Here is a 1,292-nt window from a genome sequence, read left to right as displayed (position 1 = left end):
GGGCCTTCCCCCTGATGTGAGGACACCGGACACTGGATCTTGATGGTCCAGGAGAACGGAGTCCCTGTGGGGATGAAGCACTACCCGCCGGAGTTCAAGGCGGACGCGGTGGCGTTGTACCGCTCGCGTCCCGGCACCACGGTTGCTGCGGTCGCCGCTGATCTGGGCGTCCACCCCGAGACGCTGCGGAGCTGGATCCGCGCGGCCGGCAAGGGAAGCAACGCGAACAGCACCCAACCAGCGGGCCCGGACTCCTCGTTGGAGGCGGAGAACGAGGCCCTGCGCAAGGAGGTCGCCGAGCTGAAGCAGGAACGCGAGATCCTGCGCCGGGCGGCGAAGTATTTCGCGGGCGAGACGAACTGGTGAGCCGCTTCCAGTTCGTCGCCGACCACCGGAGCGCCTTCGGCGCCAAGCGGCTGTGCACCGTCCTGGGCCTGTCCCGCTCCGGCTTCTACCGCTGGCTCGCTGCCGCGCCGGCCCGCGCGGCAAGGGCGGAGTCCGACGCGCGTCTCGCGACGCAAATACGCGCCGTCCACGCCGAGTCCGACGGCACCTACGGCGCCCCGCGCGTCACCGCCGAACTCCGCAGCACGGGAGTGGTGGTGAACCATAAGCGCATCGAGCGGGTCATGCGCACTGTCGGTATCGTCGGGCTGCACCTGCGCAGGAGGCACCGCACCACGATCCCTGATCCGACAGCGCCGAGAGTGGCCGACCGGATCGGGCGCGACTTCACTGCCAAGGTCCCCAACTCCCGCTACGTGGGCGACATTACGTATCTTCCTGTCGCGGGCTCCAAGCCGCTCTACCTGGCCACCGTCATCGATCTGTGCTCGCGCCGCCTGGCGGGGTGGGCGATCGCCGACCACATGCGCGCCGAACTCGTCATCGACGCCCTGGCCGCCGCCGAGCGAACGCGCGGAAGCCTGCGCGGGTCGACTTTTCACAGCGATCACGGGACGCAATACACCTCGAAGGCGTTCGCCGACGCCTGCACCGCGGCCGGCGTGACCAGGTCCATGAGCGCGGTCGGCAGTTCCGCGGACAACGCCGCCGCCGAGGCCTTCAACGCCTCCTTCAAACGCGAGACCCTGCAAGGCCAGAAACACTGGCCCACCGCCCGCCAGGCCCGCCTCGACACCTTCCGCTGGGCCAACCGCTACAACACCCGCCGCCGACACTCCCACCTCGGCCAACTCAGCCCCACCTCCTACGAAACCGCCCTCACCACCAGACCAACTACACTCACGCAAGCCGCATAAGACGTGTCCTCACATCGGGGGGAAGACCCG

1 protein-coding gene is annotated in these 1,292 nt (G+C 68.8%); it reads left to right on the top strand.

The genetic code is table 11. The features are described 5' to 3' along the window. The first annotated feature begins 66 nt into the window (after positions 1–66). A protein-coding gene (locus ACFP3U_RS36880) for an IS3 family transposase (RefSeq protein ID WP_380230150.1) occupies positions 67–1,262 on the top strand; the annotation gives its coding sequence in 2 pieces (ribosomal slippage) (positions 67–349 and positions 349–1,262; 1,197 coding nt in all). Positions 1,263–1,292 lie beyond the last annotated feature (30 nt).

Source organism: Kitasatospora misakiensis (assembly GCF_042656005.1).
Lineage (GTDB): Bacteria > Actinomycetota > Actinomycetes > Streptomycetales > Streptomycetaceae > Kitasatospora > Kitasatospora misakiensis.
The sequence above is the reverse complement of the archived record's forward strand: the minus strand, read 5'-3'. Positions and strand labels throughout refer to the sequence as shown.